Annotated in this window: 13 protein-coding genes; 10 read left to right on the top strand and 3 right to left on the bottom strand. The window is 45.8% G+C overall.

The annotated features are described in order from the left end of the window. Nucleotides 1-7 precede the first annotated feature (7 nt). The 4 genes from HW988_RS15405 to HW988_RS15390 are packed head-to-tail and all read left to right on the top strand — an operon-like array spanning nt 8 to nt 10,004. The gene (locus HW988_RS15405) at nt 8-6,214 is read left to right on the top strand and encodes a hypothetical protein (RefSeq protein WP_255490058.1); all 6,207 of its coding nucleotides are present in this window, start codon (nt 8-10) and stop codon (nt 6,212-6,214) included. Continuing rightward, the gene (locus HW988_RS15400) at nt 6,215-7,408 is read left to right on the top strand and encodes a hypothetical protein (RefSeq protein WP_255490057.1); all 1,194 of its coding nucleotides are present in this window, start codon (nt 6,215-6,217) and stop codon (nt 7,406-7,408) included. After that, nucleotides 7,405-8,766, top strand: coding sequence for a VWA domain-containing protein (locus tag HW988_RS15395; RefSeq protein WP_181605065.1), 1,362 nt, complete (start codon nt 7,405-7,407; stop codon nt 8,764-8,766). Before HW988_RS15400 ends, HW988_RS15395 begins: the two co-directional genes overlap by 4 nt. Before the next feature lie 5 nt (nt 8,767-8,771). Then, on the top strand, nt 8,772-10,004 hold the full coding sequence (locus tag HW988_RS15390) for a hypothetical protein (RefSeq protein ID WP_181605064.1): 1,233 nt from the start codon (nt 8,772-8,774) through the stop codon (nt 10,002-10,004). 5 nt (nt 10,005-10,009) lie between these two features. Here HW988_RS15390 and HW988_RS15385 read toward each other — a convergent pair whose 3' ends face one another. Continuing rightward, the gene (locus HW988_RS15385) at nt 10,010-10,396 is read right to left on the bottom strand and encodes a hypothetical protein (RefSeq protein ID WP_181605063.1); all 387 of its coding nucleotides are present in this window, start codon (nt 10,394-10,396) and stop codon (nt 10,010-10,012) included. Nucleotides 10,397-10,555: 159 nt separating this feature from the next. Here HW988_RS15385 and HW988_RS15380 point away from each other — a divergent pair, with 159 nt between their 5' ends. Together HW988_RS15380 and HW988_RS15375 are read left to right on the top strand one after the other, a co-directional pair. After that, nucleotides 10,556-11,362, top strand: coding sequence for a motility protein A (locus HW988_RS15380; RefSeq protein ID WP_255490056.1), 807 nt, complete (start codon nt 10,556-10,558; stop codon nt 11,360-11,362). After that, complete coding sequence (locus tag HW988_RS15375) at nt 11,363-12,316, top strand: OmpA family protein (protein WP_181605062.1); 954 nt, start codon at nt 11,363-11,365, stop codon at nt 12,314-12,316. Here the strand turns inward: HW988_RS15375 and HW988_RS15370 are convergent. Next, on the bottom strand, nt 12,310-12,924 hold the full coding sequence (locus HW988_RS15370; RefSeq protein WP_255490055.1) for a hypothetical protein: 615 nt from the start codon (nt 12,922-12,924) through the stop codon (nt 12,310-12,312). The two genes, HW988_RS15375 and HW988_RS15370, sit on opposite strands and share 7 nt — an antisense overlap. Nucleotides 12,925-13,009: 85 nt before the next feature. On the opposite strand from HW988_RS15370, the gene HW988_RS15365 reads away from it, so the two are divergent. Genes HW988_RS15365 through HW988_RS15350 form a run of 4 tightly spaced genes read left to right on the top strand, consistent with a single transcriptional unit; the run spans nt 13,010 to nt 17,224 of the window. Then, nucleotides 13,010-13,900: a M48 family metallopeptidase gene (locus tag HW988_RS15365; RefSeq protein WP_255490054.1), complete on the top strand. Its 891-nt coding sequence runs from the start codon at nt 13,010-13,012 to the stop codon at nt 13,898-13,900. Nucleotides 13,901-13,959: 59 nt separating this feature from the next. Then, entirely contained in the window at nt 13,960-14,484 is a 525-nt protein-coding gene (locus HW988_RS15360; RefSeq protein WP_255490053.1) for a hypothetical protein, read from the top strand. 2 nt (nt 14,485-14,486) lie between these two features. Then, nucleotides 14,487-15,473 carry a hypothetical protein gene (locus HW988_RS15355; RefSeq protein WP_181605061.1) on the top strand — a complete coding sequence of 329 codons (987 nt, stop codon included), beginning with the start codon at nt 14,487-14,489 and terminating at the stop codon, nt 15,471-15,473. Next, the gene (locus HW988_RS15350; RefSeq protein ID WP_181605060.1) at nt 15,470-17,224 is read left to right on the top strand and encodes a hypothetical protein; all 1,755 of its coding nucleotides are present in this window, start codon (nt 15,470-15,472) and stop codon (nt 17,222-17,224) included. Before HW988_RS15355 ends, HW988_RS15350 begins: the two co-directional genes overlap by 4 nt. On the opposite strand, the gene HW988_RS15345 is transcribed toward HW988_RS15350, so the two are convergent. Further along, complete coding sequence (locus tag HW988_RS15345; RefSeq protein WP_181605059.1) at nt 17,199-19,010, bottom strand: SpoIIE family protein phosphatase; 1,812 nt, start codon at nt 19,008-19,010, stop codon at nt 17,199-17,201. The two genes, HW988_RS15350 and HW988_RS15345, sit on opposite strands and share 26 nt — an antisense overlap. Between the last annotated feature and the right edge of the window lie 51 nt (nt 19,011-19,061).

Genomic DNA, 19,061 nt, shown 5'->3' with positions numbered 1-19,061 from the left:
AGTATTTATGGGGAAGGGTTTTGTGATAGGACGTTACTTGCTGATATTCCTTGCCGTGCTTTCATTGGGGGGCTGTCTTGAAGAGACAAGCTCGTCTTCGGCTATTGTCATTCCGCCGGGTGGATTGATTCAATTGGATATGAGTACGGTGAATATCGTCGGTGAAAATCACTATTCTTTGTATTTAGCCGAGTATCTGCCTGCAGATAAAAAAACCCGCAATCTGATGGACATGACGACGGATGTAAAACCTGATTTGATCCGTCAGATCTTACCGAAAAATTTGATCTTAACGTCTTCAGCGGTCGCCAAAGTGGTCATGGAGTATCGTTCTACGCCTTGGTATGCGATTGTCTTCCCCGATGTCGTGAATAAGGTCGATATGGATTCGACTTTGGTATTCTCGCTGTTGTCCTCATACCCAGATCGCGCATTAAGTTCCTATACGTATGCAGAAGTTCAACAAATTACTGAAGCCGTGATTGCATTCCGCAAAGAGCGTATGGCGCTATTTGGAATTGCCAGCGATTTCAGCCCGGACCTGCTATACCGATTCGTGCGCAATGGTTTGTCGAGCGATCCGCAGTTTTTAACGTTTCTTAAAACTTTCAACATCAAGTTCGACTTTGACAGCAACGGGGATATTGCGGCGGAACCATATCCTTTTAACTTCGATAACCGTCCTCCAATAGTCGACGATAAAGCGACGACAAAACAGGTAGACCAAAGTGTCAATGAAATGGCGACGCTACTCATGAGAGCTGCGGCTCGCGATCCAGATGGCGATGAAGTTTTCTATGCCTGGGCTTTTGAAAACAAACCCCTCGCCAGCGAAGATGGCGTTGTGAAGTGGATTCCTGATTTTGAACAAGGCCGTGTTGATCCTTACCAAATGTCGGTGATTTTCTCCGATGGGGGTAAGGTTACGCGCATTAATTGGAATGTGTTTGTGACGAATGTAAATCGTCGTCCTGAATATTCTCATACTTGTTCCTTGGATGCCTTGGAAGATAAGGAATGGATCTGTAAAATTACCTATAAGGATCCAGATAAAGAAAAAGTATCTGTTTCCTTGGAGCCGATCGTTGATTCCGGACCGATCACCATCAACGGTGTCGCGGCGCCAGCTCAAATCGATGGTTTGAACGAAGTTGAATTGCGTTGGACGCCAACTAATAGTGACGCATTGAAAAAATCAGCCACAGTAGCCTTGGCTTTCACCGATGAATCATCCGGGATTACGATTGCGACTTTGAATTTGAATGTTGGCGACAGCAACCGGGCACCTTATCTGGTGGATGGAACAGCAGGTGCTAAAGTCGTCTACAATGATCCCTATGAATATGATTACTGTGCGCTGGAGGTTCCCGATGGAGTTCCGCCTTATCGTTTTTATTTCGATATTGTCGATCCAGATAATTTAGTGACGCCGCCCCCTACACCAGCGGATGTCGTTTCAATCGCGACATCTGGGACGTTGACTTCTTATATGACAAAAGTTTCAGAAACAGCGATTGCGGGTGGCATCCGCTATACCTATGATTGGAAACCGACTCATGCAGTGAAAACCGGTACGTTCATTGTCGTAGCAAAAGACAATCACGGCGGAACTGCTTCCGCAATCACACTGAACTTTACGTCCCAGGATCGAAATACCAAACCGTGCTTGGGCGGATCGGATGTCTCGGCTGCGTTGACTTATGTTTCTGCCGGCACGAACACGAATTTCACAAGCTCAGATAAAGACGGTGGATCTTTATGGGTTGAGGCTTTTGGCTTTGCGGCTAATTCAAGTTATGACTTTTTGAAACTTCTTACCGATTGCGGAACCTCGCAACCTCTGTTGTTAAAACAAAATGTCACTCAAACTGAGCCGACCTATCGTAAGAACTCCGGAACACTGTGTGTGCGTGGACGTTGGGACACGGAATGGTGGGGTGGAGCTGGGTACGTGACCTTTGAGCGCTCCAACACACTGACGGGCAGACCGACTGCCGCGACAACGATAAAAAAAGGCACAGTTCTGACTTCGACTGCTGCAGGATATATTCAAAAGTTTAAAACTTATTATGACGTTGTGGTGCAACCGCAGGACTGGCTGCTTTATGTGCCGGTGGTTCCAGATACGACGGATGTTCCTGCCGGCAAAATCACGGTATTCGAAAGTGCAATCGCGGGTCTGAGTGTTACGAACTCTGCCGCAATCGATTTAAAAGGAACCGTCACTTTCACTCGCGCTACGGCGACGGTGGCCTTAACAATTCCTGCGGGTACGGTTGTGAAGACAGCCGAATCTTCGGGATCTCCGTTTGTGAATAGCGCCAGGTTCGAAGTGCCGGCCGCGGTCGTGATGCCGATTGGCACCCTGTCTGTTACGGTGCCGGTGTGGCGTCTTTATACAGAAATCCCTGCAAATACGCCTCTGACAATAGCTTATGCTTCTCCGGCGCCAAGTCAGCCGACGGGATTTACCTTTACGGCAAAAACAGTCTCGAAACTGGCAAACTATGACATGACGTCCTTGTTTGTGGAACCGAACTTTGTTACGCCGACGGCACGTAAATTTACAGTTCGTGCTTTGGATGGTGAAAAGCCTGCGGTTAATACGATTAATGTTTTCTATGATACCTTGCCTGCTGCAGCGGCGACATTAAAGGTCACGAATCCGACGTCCTTTGATATGGAAGGCCTGGTGAACTTTACTCGGACAAGTACCACGACGTCTTTTACTTTGCCCGTTGGTACAAAAATTATGACAGCCAATCGCACTCTTTATGAAACAATGAGTGCAGTGACGATGAATGCGGGCACAGCTTCTGTTACAGGTGTTTGGGTTCGCCGAACCAATAATATCGGTTATCCAGCTTATAAGACCGTGACCTATAATTACACTCACTTGAATGTGGCTTCAAAATTGGTCACCGATCCTGTGATTCAAGCTTACGAGGGTGTAGAGCTGACCAACGGAGCGATTGAGGTATCAGATAACTACTCTGAAGTGCCGAATCCTCTTTATGGAATTACGAACTATTGGTATCCATATGATCGCCGCGATACCTATTCCTATAGTATTGCCGCATCAGGAACGGCTCCGACGGGGACGTGGGATCTTTGCCGAGATCCTGGAAATGCCGGAACGACTTGTACGAACAAGTGTGTGCCAGTTTCCGGATCGAATTTATTGTCGACGCATCCATCTTCGGGGCGTAAGTATTTTAACACCAATAAATGCTATTTACGCTATCACCCGGTGACAGCGGATTTGTCAGGAACATTCTCATTCAAATTAACGGTCAATGAGATCATGAATAAAGGAAATCCTGATACATGGACGTCGGCGGCATCGTGGACGACGAATATTACTTTGGTGGTCAATGAGATCAATCATCCGTCTATTTTGACAGACAGTTCTTTTACGACCTTTAGTGCTGGCCTGGGTGCATCGACTTCGAATCCAGTTTACCTGGGAGACTACGAAGAAGGCGTCGCCGGATATTACAATCTGTATACTAAAGATACCAACAAAGGGATTGAACTTAAGACGACTAATTTTGAATTGGATCCTCAAGTTTATGATTTGAAAACCAATACCTGGGTTACGCGACCTGCGGGTCTGAGTGTGAGCGTGGATAAGGTCGAAGACCTCACAGCAACGGCAGGAAGTAAAACGACGGCGCGAATTTCTTGGACACCAACGGATCAGGAATCTAAAAAGTTTTCTGGTGCGGCGGGATTTGTTGTCAAGATGAAGATCTATGATGCCAAGTCCTCACCGGATTTAACGCAAACGATTTATGGTTATTACAAAATTCGTGTGATCAATAAAAATCAGATTCCTTCTATTGGGCAAATGGCGACGGACAATCAGGTTCGAGTCTTTGCCGATACGTATGTAAAAAAGGAATTCTATCTTTACGATAATGATGCTTATATTCCTCAGGGAGGCACGTTTTCGACGTTGCTATCCATTTGCCGTGATAGCAATGGGAATCCTTTGCAAAATGCTGTTTTGGATTCGGGTTCTTCTGATCCCTATATTTGTCATGCGACGACGACAACATTTGCTTCTGAATTAGTGGCATTTGATAGCTCCTACGATAAAAATCGTACGGTGAGTCCATGCTACAGCAGTGGTGTTCTGAATACCGATCTTGCGGTGCCTAAATTCAGTCCAGTGGGTTCACCGGAGCTGGTATCGGGTGTCCTTCGTCAGAAGTATCAAATGGAATGGTGTCCGCAACGTGGTCACATCGGTGTTTACTCTGCCGAATTGGATGTGAGTGATAATGGGGATGTGGACCGTGACGGAATTACTTCAAGTCGTGCCATCAGTTCGGCCCCATTGCAAATCACAGTTGTCGCGCCGGTATTCTTGGTCAGTCCTCGTGTGGATATCAGTAATATTCCAATTCATTTTATGCCCCAAACCGCAGCGAGTATGGGTTCCTATCCATTCAGATATGAAGTGCTGGTGAACAACTCGCAGAAGAATCCACTGGAGTATTCGCTTTTAAATTCTCCTCGCGCCTGTGGCGAAATAAATGGCATGTGTATTGATCCCACAACGGGAGTGATTTCTTGGGTTCCAAACTATACGACCGATTTGACGTCGACCAATGGCGCTGGCAGCCTGGTCCGTGTTCAGGTTCGTGACGCCGTCACGGGAGAAACGGATGCCGCTCACTTTTATCTGAAAGTTCAAAGTGCGATTTCTCCTCTGGAAGAGCCGCCAGTGATTAGTTCAGTCATTCCATCCTCAGATTCAGTTTTGATTTCCGAAAAAGCTTCATTGAACTTTTTGGTAAATGCGACGGATCCAAATACTAATGATACTTTGTTCTATCGCTGGTATGTGAATGACGTATTGAAATATGACGAAGGGCCTTCTTACATTTTCAAACCATTGGATACGGATGGTTCAGTTGACGTGGACGGCAGTGGGCCTAAAACTGCCGGGGAATTCTCGGTTCGAGTGGACGTGACGGATGGTAACTATACCGTTTCACGAACTTGGAATGTGAAAGTTAAAAATACTTATCTCCTGGGAGAATCGATCTTTGATTTAACGGCGGCTCGAACGGAAAGTTTGCCGGCCACGACTCCTTTGAATGTCACTTGGAGTGGCGAAATTCCTTATGGTATCTCTCAAGGGACAAGCTATCAGGATCATTTGATCATTTACGGAAGTTATTTGTCGGGTTCATTTACCAAGCACTTCCTGTGGGATTTGTTGAGCGTGAATGGAGTGGTCGCTAAACCGAATGGTACCGTGACAATCCCACCATGGAACTTTACGGAGTCATTGCCATGGTTGACAGGTGCCTCCACTCGTCGCGTGGCGATCAACCCTGTGGGAACTGGTTATGATATGTTGATGACGTCGCAGGTCGCGCGCGGTGGTCCTTTCGGACTGACGACCGAAGCTTTGCATATCCTCAACGGAGATCTAACCGCACTCACACTTAGCGGCAGCAATAAATGTTCCGGTGACTGTCCAACTCAGCTTTATACCAGTCCTTTTTATTCAGATTCGCGTATCACGGCTTCGATGGACTCGGCCTATACGTTCTATGCCTCTGATTCACAGAACGTTTTGTATTACGACTATCTGACGCCAGACAACCCTAAGATGGTGTACAGTTTTGGAACTTCAAAGATCACAGGTATGACGTTGAATCGGGCCATTGATCGCTTGTATGTGACCACGCAACAGACGACTCCGTCTGTTTCTCACAAAATTTATGTTTTCAGTGTGACGGCAGCCCGCAGTGGAGGAACTCCTTCATTGGTCGCCACGTTGCCGGTATTTGATGGCGTGACAGGACATGAAGACTGTAAGCCGACGGATGTTGTATATGATTCCGTCACCAACCGCGTCTATGCACTGTTAAGCGGTACAGGTGGAGTCGTGACATTCCCTGATGGCAGTTCCTCAACACCGACCACGGGTAGTATGCAGTATATCGGGGTAAACGAATTGAACGCTTCGGCATTTGACGTCCCTGGTGCCGGTCGACGTTTGGTTTTAAGGGCGGCAGATCGTCTGTTGATCGGAACGATGGAAGGCGCCAACCAAGTTTTCACAATTGATCTTAACGACAATCACGTTTACGTGAGTGCCGCACCGGCGCCGATCTCAAGTATTGCGAGTTACGATTCCGGGCAGATCTTATTGATCAGCCGAAGCAAAGGAAAGGTTTTCAGAGCAAAATAGATGAAAAGGATTTTTATCATCTTAATGATGGCAACATGGATGTCTTTTTGCCTTAGCGAACTGGCCTTGGCCAGTAGCTGGATCAACATCGACTTCATCAAAAAGAATGCAGTTCCCGTTCGTCGCGTGATGGACGACGTGGTCTTTTTGGCTCGCAGCAATCGCGTTGCCGTGGGTGACTTGGTGGTCGTCCTGCGTGTTCAGGGCGATGACGTCGAGGTGATTGCCCGTGGAGCCGCTGAAACCGTTCAGAACAATGAGCTATTGGTTGTTATGGAAGGCCCTTCTATTTCTAAAATTCCTAAAGCTCGGGACTGGGTTGTCAGTTTGTCGAAACTGAAACCTCCGCCAGATGATCCTCTTTTCCCTCAGCCACCGGATGTTCCTATTATTGAGCAAGCAGATCCCTATGAGCCAGGGTATATGATTTTTGAAATGGGAACTTATCAGGGGCATTTTGAAAGTCAGTCTCCCAATCAGGCGAATCAATACAAAGTCTATGACTTCAAATTCACTGAGATGCATTTTCTTTGGTATATCGACATGCTGTGGAGATACGGTATCGAGTATCAATCTTCTAGTGCGGGGATTCCGGTGAAATCCTACTATCGCGAAGATCGTCCCACGACGTCAGAAGAAACACGCATGTCGTTGCACTATCGCATGCTGCCGATTTGGAAAGAACTACGTCCCACATTAAAGCTGATCTCCCTCGGGAATAAATTTATTACGACGAACGAGGATGAGTATGTTTTATCCTCGCAGTCTTCCGGGTTGGGATTGGGAGTGAACTTTCATTATCTCTTCTCGGACAATTTATATAAGACGGAAAAAGGGCTGGGTTGGAAGTTAAACCGTGTCTATTGCGATATGAACTATTTCCTGAGTTATAACGTAACCGATGGTTCCGTAAGTCGCGGCGGCGCCTCGTCGGGCACCATGATGGAAATCAAGGTGGGTGCAACGGCCTTGTTCTATGTTCCATTTATTCCATGGTTGAAACGTTATTCGCTGGACGTCAGTTATGGTTTATCCCAGGCAGAAATGAGTTTCTCTGGAGATACCAAGAGCGCACCCGATGGAGCTTATGTCATTCCCGCGGGGCAATCCTACAGCGAAAGTCAGTCGTATTTCAAAGTGATGTTAGGTCTCCGTTTAGATGATTTCGTCAGCAAACTTATGAAGACAAGATGATGATTAAAGCCCTTTGTTTGACTCTTTTATTGGGATTTTCTGTCACTTCGGCATTTGGTGCCGAAGACTTGGACAAGTTTGACTATGATCCATCGAAGATTCCCGTCAGTGAACAGGGAACTGCGGATCTGGGCGAGCTGCAGGGTGTACCGACACCTTTGGTGGAATACATTATCGACAGTTCCGGATCGATGGGACAAATTCTCACAGGCAAGAAAACCAAAATCTTTGTCATGAAGAAGCTCTTATCCCGTTATTTGGTTTCTCAGTGGACGGAAAAAACTTCCAGTGGCATGCGAGTCATTGGCTCACGTCGCAAAAAAGATTGTAAGGACAACTATCTGGCAATCCCTCCTGGTAATGCCAAGTTGGGTCTTATCGAGGGCATGGTGAAGTCAATGGATCCGGTGGGCATGACACCTCTTTATGATTCAATGAAAGAGGCTTATAAGGATTTGGAAAAGTACGATGGTCCTAAGCGTGTGGTAATCTTTACGGACGGAGAGGAAACCTGTGGCAAAGATCCCTGCAAGCTTTCTGAAGAGTTCAAAAATAAGAATGTGGATTTGAAGTTCTTTGTCGTGGCATTTGGGCTGCAAGGGCAACAAGAAACTTTGCAAAAGCTAAAATGTATCGGCGATCTTCATCAGGCTGATGATGAGGAACAATTGGATAAAATGTTTGAAGACCTAGATAAAGATTTGAATCCCAATAAGAATCTATTTGTCGACAGCCCGGAGCCGCAAGCAACCGTGATGTTGTTCCGTGCTGAAACTCCCAATGAGATCTACCGTCGATTCCAGGCGTCTTATGGGATTCAGGTTCCTCCGGGCAGGTATTATGCGGTCGTGAATCTGAAACCGAAATATCGCTTTAAGGAATTTATAGTTCCACCAAATAAAAAGGTGACCTTGAAAGTGAAGGGCGAAGCCAAGTTTAAAGCGAACTTTATTGACGGCTTGATGAAGGTGGAACTTCTGAATAAAAACCGTAAGGTGGTCAAACGCTTTAATAGTGACGCCGTTGTGTCATTGCCACCAGGAAAATGGAACTTCCGATTTTACCGAGATCCTTTTTATGAAAAAGTCGTGAATAACTACCTCGTGGTGCCGAATGCGGAATACGAATATACCATCGAGGAAGCCGGTGTCGCTTATGTCGAGGATCCTCAGGTTAAGGGAATCTATGTCTTCGGTAACCGGGGCATCATGATGGGAAATCACGTGACGAACTTCCCGCTGGTTCTGGGTAAGGGCGTTTATGAAATTCGTGTCGATGATAAATGTATTTTTAAAGACATCATTATGGGCTCAAACAAGGAAGTTGTGAAGCTTCAGTGCTCGAAGGTTAAGAAGTGACTGCTATGAATAAAGTAAAAAAGATTCCTTTGTCGATTAAAGTTCCGGTGTTCTCAGCGATATTTTTGTCGTTGGTCCTGCTGTTTGTGACCTTGTTTGAGAACTTGCCTAAGAGTGCAGGTGTGCCTCTACAGTGCCAGGTTAAATACTCCGGGCCAATCAAGGTGGGAGATCAAAAAATGGGTTTATTGACCCATCTGTATATCAATCCGGATGGTCAGTATATGATTGCGGGTCTGACTGAAAATAAAGACGGATGGCTTATTGGAAAAATGGGGTTTGCCGAAGATGCACAGCCTTATTGGGATCTTAATGCCCGTCATGCCAGTTCGTTAAAGAATTCAGGTGCGGGAGAGTTTCAGTTGGCGGGAACAAACAAAGACTGGGCCTTTATTCGCAGCAACCTTGGACAAATCGTTGCCGTAAACTTAAATAAGAGCAAAGCTTTGGAAAAATCCAATTTGGGGCTTTGCACGGGCAACTGGTCAGAGGATGTTCGCATTCAACGAGTGAATCGCGATAATGTCGTCTTTGCAAACGCCAAGGGCCAAATTGGTTTTTATGATTTACGACGTCTGTCGGACTATGTTCCCAAAGGAGTGGGTCGTTCTCCTGACACTTTGATGGTAGTGGACCCGGATAGCAGTTTGAGTGTGGGGCAGTGTAATCAACTTGCGGAAAATCGCCATGCACGTTTACGCGTGGACGACGGCCTGATGGGCTTTTCTTCTGGAATTTCAGGCACGCTGAGTCTCTATAGTGTGGCGGTCGATAAATTCAAATTGGATCCCTTGCCATTATCGCCACTAAAAGACGGTCTTGCTGATTTCGTAGTAAGCAAAGAAAACGTATTCGGCGTTAAAGTCAGTGGCTGGTTGGATCGCACCGAACAATGGAAGCTCTATAAGCTCTCTGATTTGGCTAACAATCGGGCGGATGCTCCCTTCATCATGACAGCGGAGCCTTTAGCCTTTCGTGGTGATTATTCGTTAGAGGAATCAAAAAAAGTAAATGGCTATTGGGTGGCGGAGCGCTATAAGAGCTACTATTTCTTTGATAAATTTCTCCTAACACACGTGACGGCAGAAGGTACCAAGCAGAGTTACGAGATTGACGATCCATTTTTAAGAAACTCTTTGGCGCATCAGCAGATGTGGGTGGTATTACCGGGACAGCGTCATCTGTTAGCAGCGAACACCAAAGACGGAGCGGGATATTCGGTCATCGAATGCAAATGATTGATTTACATGAAATCCTTTTGGACGAGCTCGGATGCTTTTTCATTTTCAGTCCAGTAAGCCGTTTGTGTTTTACCGGCTTTAACTTTTAAAAGCGTTTGAGCCAGATATGTCAGTTGTACTTTTGCAATTTCGAGATCAGCCCGTAGGCGCTGTTCTACCTGTAAGCTTCTATTCCAAAGCACATTGATACCTTGAATTTCTCTTTGCGCCTCTTCCAATTTCTGAGTGGTAACTGCCAGTTTTTCAGCGAGGACTTGAGTCTCACTGACAAGCTTTGGAGACTCAGTTTTCGACAAAGTGTTCGTTGATGTTCGGTGAACTTCTTTGGTTATAAGAACGATTTCTACGAGGCAAACAGCGATAAAAACGATTGTGATAGCTACGGTCATGAATTTCATCCTTGCTAATGCTCTTAGTATAAATGCGAAGTACGTTTTCGAAAAAGCAATCGTGAGGTAATTTGGAAATCTAAGCCTAGGTACAGTTCAGCGAATCAAATCTTCTTACGATTTAGTATGTAAATATTTCGAGCTCTATTTGGAGGCGCTATGAACTTTGCAGGATTACTGGGATTAATTGCTGCGGTAGGTATTTCAGCTTTTGCGATCATGGACAGTGCAAAAAACCCAAAAGTTTTTGCGGATCCACACGGGATCGCCCTGGTCATCGGTGGTACGATTACAGTGGCTTTGATGAGTTTCAACTTTAAAAGTCTTTGGAGCGCGCTGAAAATTATCGCTCGCAAGTACTTCGGTCGCGAACGTGCCATCAACTATAATGAGTCGATTGAAAGAATCGTGACGCTATCAGAGTCATATCGCAAGGATCCTAAGTCTCTTCAAACTATGATGAAGCCTACGGACCATCCTTTCCTCAAAGACGGTGTCCATCTTTTGTTAGATTACGGTTTCAATCATGAAGAGCTAGATGAAATCTTGCATAATGCCGTTCGTGGTAAAAAGAAACGTGATGCTGATGAAATCAAAGTATGGCAGACGATCTCCAGATTCCCGCCAGCATTCGGTTTGTTGGGTGCGACGTTGGGGATGATCTCTCTTTTGCAAACACTGGGTGAGCCCGGAGCTCAGGATCGCATCGGTCCAGCTATGGCCACAGCTCTGGTTGCAACTTTCTATGGTCTGTTAACAGCCAACTTAGTGTTGCTTCCGATTGCGGAAAAACTTTCCAGCGTTTCTCAAGCGGACTTGACGTTGCGTGAGATTATTAAAGAAGGTGTCTTGCTGATTCATGAAAAGAAGCACCCGATGTTTATCCGAGAATATTTGAAGTCTTTCTTGCCTCCGCAACAAAGACAAGACGGCGGTGATGTTGGTTCGTTGAAAAAGGTGGCTTAGATGGGCGCGCATAAACGCAATTATCGTCGTCACCATGATGATGAACATGGTCAGGAGCACAGCAGTGCTCACGACGAATCCAACTGGCTGGTCAGTTACGCCGATATGATGACTTTGTTGTTTGGTTTCTTCGTTTTGATGTATTCGCTCTCTCGTTTTGATAACACGCGCTTCGATTTGGTTCGTAAAGAAGTCGCTAAATACTTTGGCGGTAACATCAAGGAAATCAGCACGGTTCTCGAGGCAGAGCAAAAGCTAAAAACGGCTTTGCTGGGTTCAGGAGAAATGAAAGGTGTCGAGATCTCGAAAGGCTCTGACAATACTCTGCAACTCAAATTCGAAGGCAATGTTCTTTTTGAATCGGGTGCGACCGAGTTGAAAGACGCTGCTAAACCAGCTTTGCGCCAAGTTGTGGCGGCGTTGCGAACGGTTCCAAGTGTTGAGAAAATCAGCGTCGAAGGTCATACCGATGGCGATCCTATGCAAAGCTCCGTGATTAAATCAAACTGGGAGCTTTCATCCATGCGAGCTAGCTCTGTGGTCAGATACTTTGAAGAAAGTGGTCTGAGTTCGAATGTCTTGGCGGCTGTTGGTTTTGGTTCGTCTCATCCTGTGGCTCCTGAAAAAGATGCTCAGGGAAATCCGCTTGAAATCAACAAGGCTGCCAATCGTCGGGTGGTCGTTCAAGTGAAATTGATGGATCCGGAAGAGGCTTATCGCCTGCAGCAGCAACAGTTTAAGAAGCAGCTGACTAAAGAAGAAGTGGAACGCCAGAAGAAAGAAAACGAGCTTCAGGATAAGATGAAACTCGCCAAGGTTCGGTTCGAAGAAGCTCAGCGCAAATACCGTGAACAGGCTGAGCAGAAGCGTAAAGAACAACAGTTACAAAAGCTCGAGAAGCAAATCGAGGCTCTCGAAACAAAAACTAAGAGTTACGAGCAAAAAGCTCAGTAATACGAAGTCGAGAATACCAAGGAGGCTCCAAATCCCGAATACTTGACCGAAAGGTCATTCGAGGCTGAGGAGCCTTCTCTCATTGAAAGCTCGAATGAAAGCAAGGAGTTTGGTTTTAAAGGGTATTCAAAACCGGCGCCCAGAATAAATTCATACACCAGGGCACTGAAAGAAAACGATTGATTTGGATCACTTTTATCCAGTTTATTCAGATTGAAGTTCACCGGAGTAAAGCTTGCGAAGGTAAATATTCCTGGACGAGATTTCTGCAGTAATACTTCGTCTGGGCTGATTTCATAAGCCGAAGACAATCCTTTAAAATAGTAGTAGCCACTGAGTCCGATTCCTGAGATCGGAGTGGCTCCGTATTTACTATTGATATCAAGAATATAGTGAACGCCCACACGCGAATTCATGGAGGGTATATCCCACAACAGCGTTGGTTGAATTGTCATCATGCTGCCCAAAGTTTCATCATGCACCAACTCTCCGGCAGATACGGTTGTATTGTACATGGAGAGCTTTGCTTTCAGCATCGGCGCCTGAATACTAGCACCCGAAACATCACCGAACAGTAAGATTAGGACCAAAGTGAAGAATGGTTTCATAGAATATGTTTTTTTCCTCTCTGGTTAGGAGAATGAAATCAGCGAGCCGCTTCAATCAGTTTCACATGTCATGGAGGATATGGAAATGTTTCTAAGACAACAACTGAAAATGTTGTTCCTTGTTCTTTCGTCAGTGTTGGTTTCGGCCTGCGCGGGAAAGTATTCCATTAAATCTTATCCTCAAGGTTCAAAGGTTTACGTTAAGGATATGCAGACGAATGAAAAAAAACTACTGGGAATTTCTCCGCTGAATATTCAGGAGGAATCAAAACTGGGTGATGTCTTCTTCCTGATCTTTGAAAAGCAAAACTATCGTACCAAAGAAGTCATGGTGAAGGTCAATGAAGGTGAAAGTATTGCCGTGCAAGCCCGTCTGGATCCCTTGTCTGATGAGGAAAAGAAGGCCGAAGAGCTAGCTAAAAACGACGATAAAAAACAGGATCAACAGCCGCCAAAACCGGATGACAAGAAAAAACCTGAAGACAAAAAGATGGAAGATTTGTTAGCAGACCTCGCCGAGCTGAAATTACGTGTGGCCTTGTTGGAAAATACATCGTCATTTTATAAAGATGCATTGTTCTCGCCGCGTTTATCCGGCGGCATGCCCACTCAAGATCGTGATCGCAGTGAACGGGTGGTTGGACTTATTTTTCAAGGTCAGAAATCTATCATGAAGGGTGATTATAAACAGGCCCTGGCAGAAGTAGACAAAGCCCTCACGATGGATGAGTACTCCAACAATGCGTGGCTGTTGAAAGGTTCCATCAAATATCTGCAGAAGGACTTTGAAGGTGCCAAGATCGCTTGGGAGCGCTGCCTGAAGATCGATCCCTATAATAAAGTAGCGTATCAATATTTGTCTGATGTTTATAAACGTTTAGGAATGGCACCGCTTCCGCAAACAGGTGCAGAGATGAGATATCCTGCTTCTAATGTTGAGATAGAAAAGCGTCGCCGAGATACACAGGTCCGATGATGTATAAACTCTGGGGGATTCTTGTTGTACTTTTTGTTTCAAGTCCAGCGTGGGCGTATATGACATCAGATTGGGATGCCAGTCTGGGGATCACGAGCCTGCAGTACGACTTTTCTCGCTTAGAGGCTTCTAAGTCATTGGAATCTTCTACGACGGTGGAAGTAAATTACAGCATCAATAATCCCTCCATTAATACGGCCATGACATTGTCATTTATGGAAATCACTGACGCCGGGGGATTGCAATTGCCCTTTACGCGAATTGCAGTTGGTGCTCGTTACTATTTAATGGGTGTGAACGGAATGCGTACGGTGTTGGACAGTCGCACACAGGCGAAGGTGTGGCGTTCGACTCCATTTATCGCGATGAATTTAGGTTTAAGTAATTTGGCCGTGGATAAATTAAATGCGTCGTTACTGGATTTGAGTGTGCGGGGCGGGGTCGAGATCCCGGTAATGTCCAACATGCTATTGGTGGGACAGGTGGCTTTGGGAAGCAGTTTGACCGCCTCGAGTGAAGAAGACAGTGTCAGTTATCAATTTATGACTCTTTTTGCTGGCCTGCGCTTTGTGGGCTTTGAGTGATTATGAAAAAGACAAATGTTTTAGTATCGGGAATTGTTTTGATTGGACTTGCCGTTGCCGCTGGATATTTGCTTCGTAAGGATCGGGCGGTTGTGAAAACGACAGGAGTAACTCATGAAGGTGGCATTGAGGTCCTAAAAGCGGCACAGCTCAACGCGGGAATGGCTTTAAAAACCCATTTGGATTCTCCTGTTGGAAAAGCCTGGAAAGCAAAAGACTTTGTACAACTGCGTTCGATGTTTGGGCTGAATAAGAATGTCCAGGACAATATCTCATTTTTTCAGGCGAGTATTTATATTCTTGATGTGACCAAACCTGAGTGGAAACCCGAGGACAAACAGTCTTTACAGGGGCTACAAGTTGCCATTGCAGAATACATGATGGGCAAGCGTGAAAAGCCGGTATTGGGCCCGGAGGCTCAGGCTCTTAGTTATGCGTCTAAAGTTTTATTGAAGTTTAGTTCCTTACCCGAGGAGACGATAAATGCGCTGTCACATTTCTATGGCGTAGCGACAGCCGAAGGTCAAAGAAATCAAAGAGACATCGTGGGGGAAACGTTGTTGCGTCTGAATCCCTTGCCTGAAAAAGGTCGAAAGATCGTTCGCGACAAAATCACGTCCAAACAAGATCCCTATCAGGGCGTTGTGCTGATTGCTCAAATGCGGGATGCAAAAGCAGCGGCCGAGTTATGGAATGAAGTGGCTAAGAACTTTAAATCTTATCCGCAACAATATCGCGCGATGATTTTTAAACAGTTGGTAATTCGTCATCAACTGATTAAGGAAGATCTGAGCAGCCATTTGGAATCCTTGGCAAAAAATTCGTACGATAGTGAAAATGCGGAAGATGCTTTCTTAGTGGGGGTTCGCGAGTTGAACGTTGTCGATAAGTATCGCTCCGATGTCCAGCGCATTGCCAATCAGTCGCGTTATCCCGAGACCAAAAGCATGGCCCTTTCTTTATTGACCATTTCAGGAGGCGCTAAATGAAGCACGTTTTTTTAGTTCTGGCACTTGTGCTTTCGTCCCTGGTTGTGAAAGCCCAGTATATCGAAGAAATTGGCTCCTTGGAAAGTCTGTACGAGGTCAGAGCCCGCTCGGTGTTGAATACAATTCTTCGTCCCACGGAGTATACTCTGGTTGTTTCAGTGGAATTGGATCGAGATGAAAAGAAGCTGAAAGAGTTTCATGAGGAAGCAGAGCTTCAATATCTTCCAGGTATGCCGATGATGGGTGATGTGCCGGTGGCTCCTATGGCTGCAAATAAGCTTCACGAAATGAAAGCCAAGACCGACATCAGCGTGGTTTTGTCGCGCAATGTTTCTCCGGAAGTGGAAAAGGTGATCCGTGATCTATTGGTCTCTAAACTCCATTTGGATTCCACAGCCGGTGACGCCGTAAATATCCGTCGCATCGAATTGCCCATGGATCCCAAAGTTCAAGAGCCACCGAAACAGTTGCCAGAGTTGACGTGGAAAACGTGGGTGCTGGTGGTAATTCTGTCTCTGTTAGCGGTTGCCGGATTGATGTTTGCAGTTTGGAGACGCAGTAAAAATGCAGATGCGAAGAAAGACATCAAAGAAAACCATGAATACATCCATGAACCTGATGACAAACCAGATTCAAAACCGGAAGTTGTTCCGCCTGTGGTAAGTGCACCCGCAGATCCAGTGGTCGCTGCCAAATCAGAAGAAATGGTTTGGGATATGGATTTGGAAAGTGTGCGCCAGCACGTCATTCAAATTGGAACTCAATATCCTCAAATGGCATCTCGGGCCATTGCCGAGTATTGCTTGCAAGGAGCCGAAGAAAATACAACTTACCTGATGGACTTTATCGGTTGGGATACAGCGAAGCATCTTTTTACAGAAATTCCAGCCATGGCTTGGGCTCGGATGGGGCGTTCGGTTAAAGAGCGCTCTGGTGATCCGTTGCCAGCGCAAATTGAAAAAGGCGTGCGAGAAACTTATCGTGCCTTGCTTGCTTCTTACATCGAACACGAAATGGCTGAAGACGAAGCCGGTCCGTTTAATTTCGTTTTAAAATTGCGTGATGATCAACGAACCCAAATCCTGGAGAAAGAAAGTGCCAAAAATATTGCAATACTGTGTTTGCATGCGCCGTCAGAAGTCACAGCGGGTATATTGGCAACTCTGGAAGGAGATAAGAAAATCCGCGTGATGGGTGAGCTCTCTCGCATTGAAAAGATTCCTCATGACGTTTTGCAGTCTGTGATTCAAGCATTCAAACAACGTGTCAGCGAAATCCGTCTGAAGCCAGAGCCGAGGGTGGATGGCGCCACAGTCTTGTCAAAGGTCATCCGTGGTATGTCACCAGAGGAAGAAATGAATATTCTGACACTGTTTGCGGTGGAAAATCCTGCGGAGTTGGAGCGTGTTCGTCGTTCGATTTTGATTTTTGAAGACGTTGCATTGGTACCAGGAGACATTCTGTCTGAGGTATTGGGGCTGTTTGAAGTGGAAATGCTTTACGGAGCATTTTTCCGTTGCCAACGCCCTGTTATCAACGCCGCTTTGTCGGCATTGCCAGAGAAAAAAGCGATGATTTTAGAGAGAGAGCTAAGTGATATGGCCATGATTCCTTCACAAAAAATCACGGCCGAGACCCGCAGAAAAATTTGCCTGCAAATTGAAACGATCTTGGAGTATCGCTCCATCACCATGACTGATCTGATTGATGGAGCCATCAAAGTGACTAAGATTCGCGCAAATGAAGGCTAAGGAAAGTGATGTCATCGGGTTGTTCGATTTCCTGCGTGAACTCAACAATCCGTTTGGCTATTTGATCGTGAAGGCTTCGCTGAGATCCTTTTGTGCAAGCATCCGCTGCCAACTTAAATACGGTGCGCTCGCCGAATTGTTCTTTCTTGGTGTTCTCGGCATCAGTCAAACCATCGGTATAGGCAAAAAGAGTTTGGCCTAATTTGAAGTCAGTTGAAATCTCCTCGTACACGGTGTCTTTCTCGTGTCCCAGTCGCTTGCCGTTTACTTCGCCCAGCAAGGTGATATCTGATTTTTTGAACTTGCGTCCTTCTTCACTTAAAGGAAGTAAAAGCGGTTGTTCATGGCTGGCATTGGCGTAAGTGATTTTCTCCGCTTTCAAATCGATTGTGGCGGCAAAAGCGGTCATCATTTTCTCTCCCTTGGCGACGTCACACAGAACTTGATTGATTCGACCCAAAGTTCTTCCCGGGCTCCAGATTTTTTCATCTACCGTCAAGGACAAGATGGAACGAGTCGCTGCCGTGATCAAAGCAGCCGGAACTCCGTGTCCGGTTGCATCGCCGATAAATACAAAAATTTTATCTTCGGCGCAGTTATGAAACCACAAATCGCCACCACATTCCGAAGCGGGGTGATAATATCCTTTCAGGGAATAGGCCTCTGTTTCCACCTTCATTTTCGGAAGCAGAGTCGTCTGAACCTCTTTGGCTGTCTCAAGTTCCGCCTGCATTCGCACTTTCTCCTGAGTCTGTTGCAGCAGTCCTTCGATCTTGCTCTGCATGGAATTAAAAACTCCCGCCATTTGCCCAATTTCATCTTTATTGGCAATTTTCAAAGGCTTCGCAGTCCCATGTTTTGAAAATTCACTCATGGCATTTGCCAGGCGAAGCAAGTTTTGTGTGAGACTATCGATGGAAAGGAAGACGGCAACCAAGCCGATCACCAGTATGATCAAGCTCGCAGCCAAGGTTTTGTTCATGATGGAATCGACAACTGAGAAAATACTTTTCTTATCGAAGACTTCAAAAACATAAACATCCAGCTGTGACAGTTTTTTGAAAGACATCAGATAACGTCGATTATTTAAGTCGATGTCCTTCACGCCACTGGAGCTTTGTTGAAAAAATTCTTTCAGGCGGGGAGTGATGGAGTTGAAACCATCATTGGAAGAAGCGGGAAACCACCATTGATTGGTTTTAGCCAGGTAAAGGGCGACTTCATTGCGGCTTTGAATATTCTTAAAAAAGGGGAATTGCAAGTTTGCGTAAACTCGGTAAGGACCCTGACGAAACAGGACCGTGAGCTTGTCAGGAAATTGAATGTCGTTTTCGACGATGAGCTCATTTTCCTTCATGGAAGTCAGTCGGTTGGTGATCGCTTCCGAGGTGGAAATTTGTGTTCCGAGAACGTCCATAAGACGCAGTGGGAAACCGTCTTGAGCGATAAAAATCGAAATATCACCCCATTTTTGGTTGTTGGCGAGGGCTTTGACCTGGGGAGGGAACTGTTGAGTGGAGGCATCGAAAAGCTGAAGTGCGGAGCGAATTCTTTCGAAACTGGTATTGAAATCCTGATTAAAGTTTTGACTGATTCCATCGATTCTCTCGAGGGCATTGGCATAGACATAAGAGCGCTTGTCAGAGAGAAAAGTCTCGCGATTTAAGAAAAAGATAGTCGCGGAAGAAGCGATTAAAAGAACCGAAACAATCAGCAGAAATTTTACTTTTAAAGACATTGCAGATTCCTCTGCGGGCTCGTCATTGAGCAAACGCAAATTAATCATGAAAGATCATTGCGCTTTTGCAAATAAAAAAACCCACAGCCTTGTGAGCCG

Source organism: Bdellovibrio sp. KM01 (assembly GCF_013752535.1).
Lineage (GTDB): Bacteria > Bdellovibrionota > Bdellovibrionia > Bdellovibrionales > Bdellovibrionaceae > Bdellovibrio.
This window is presented reverse-complemented; position numbering and strand designations above follow the sequence as displayed.

Bases quoted from the DNA above. Each gene is read 5' to 3' on its own strand.
- HW988_RS15380 (WP_255490056.1), top strand. From the start codon at position 10,556: ATGAACTTTGCAGGATTACTGGGATTAATTGCTGCGGTAGGTATTTCA.
- HW988_RS15400 (WP_255490057.1), top strand. From the start codon at position 6,215: ATGAAAAGGATTTTTATCATCTTAATGATGGCAACATGGATGTCTTTT.
- HW988_RS15385 (WP_181605063.1), bottom strand. From the start codon at position 10,396: ATGACCGTAGCTATCACAATCGTTTTTATCGCTGTTTGCCTCGTAGAA.
- HW988_RS15355 (WP_181605061.1), top strand. From the start codon at position 14,487: ATGAAAAAGACAAATGTTTTAGTATCGGGAATTGTTTTGATTGGACTT.
- HW988_RS15370 (WP_255490055.1), bottom strand. From the start codon at position 12,924: ATGAAACCATTCTTCACTTTGGTCCTAATCTTACTGTTCGGTGATGTT.
- HW988_RS15390 (WP_181605064.1), top strand. From the start codon at position 8,772: ATGAATAAAGTAAAAAAGATTCCTTTGTCGATTAAAGTTCCGGTGTTC.
- HW988_RS15345 (WP_181605059.1), bottom strand. From the start codon at position 19,010: ATGATTAATTTGCGTTTGCTCAATGACGAGCCCGCAGAGGAATCTGCA.
- HW988_RS15360 (WP_255490053.1), top strand. From the start codon at position 13,960: ATGACATCAGATTGGGATGCCAGTCTGGGGATCACGAGCCTGCAGTAC.
- HW988_RS15365 (WP_255490054.1), top strand. From the start codon at position 13,010: ATGTTTCTAAGACAACAACTGAAAATGTTGTTCCTTGTTCTTTCGTCA.
- HW988_RS15395 (WP_181605065.1), top strand. From the start codon at position 7,405: ATGATGATTAAAGCCCTTTGTTTGACTCTTTTATTGGGATTTTCTGTC.
- HW988_RS15405 (WP_255490058.1), top strand. From the start codon at position 8: ATGGGGAAGGGTTTTGTGATAGGACGTTACTTGCTGATATTCCTTGCC.
- HW988_RS15350 (WP_181605060.1), top strand. From the start codon at position 15,470: ATGAAGCACGTTTTTTTAGTTCTGGCACTTGTGCTTTCGTCCCTGGTT.
- HW988_RS15375 (WP_181605062.1), top strand. From the start codon at position 11,363: ATGGGCGCGCATAAACGCAATTATCGTCGTCACCATGATGATGAACAT.